This window comes from Streptomyces termitum (genome assembly GCF_014650175.1).
Taxonomy (GTDB): Bacteria; Actinomycetota; Actinomycetes; order Streptomycetales; family Streptomycetaceae; genus Streptomyces; species Streptomyces termitum.
Map to the genome: position 1 here is coordinate 1 of NZ_BMUL01000072.1, position 526 is coordinate 526.

At 43.2% G+C, this 526-nt stretch carries 1 protein-coding gene; it reads left to right on the forward strand.

The annotated features are described in order from the left end of the window. Nucleotides 1–120 precede the first annotated feature (120 nt). Entirely contained in the window at nt 121–315 is a 195-nt protein-coding gene (locus IE219_RS32775; protein ID WP_189983748.1) for a hypothetical protein, read from the forward strand. The last annotated feature ends 211 nt before the right edge of the window (nt 316–526 follow it).

Sequence of the window (526 nt, forward strand, 5' to 3'; positions counted from 1 at the left end):
CACTGCGATCCTTTAAGCGTTCATCAACATATTCCATCCCCCTGACAAATACTTTCGGTTGATTCAGATCAGTCTGTTTTAAAAAATCCAACACCACACAAGCAACATACTCAGTTCGCTATGCAGTTCAACTTTCTACCAGCATTCATGCTCATTGTTGTCGCTTCGGCAGTCCTAGAAGCTACTGCCGTTCCCATCGCCAACATCATGCGGGTCAAAGGACTTAACATCAAGACTCTCGCCAAGGTCACTACCAACAGCACCGCCGGGACACCCGTCAGCAACAAGCAGATGGCTAAGGGTTTTGGCTGGTAACCGATACTTCTCATTGGCCGTCATTTTTATTCAACCATTCATATTTAGCTTTCAACATCATTCTGTTTAGTCGCACTGCATTTCTCATTTTTTAAGCATAGAAATTGCAAACCAATTTCTCTTGAGTCATGTTTAGTTCATCCTCTTACCCCACACGAGTTGGTAATGTCAGCCCTCCGCTCTTTTTTTCTTTGCAGATATAATATTGTGA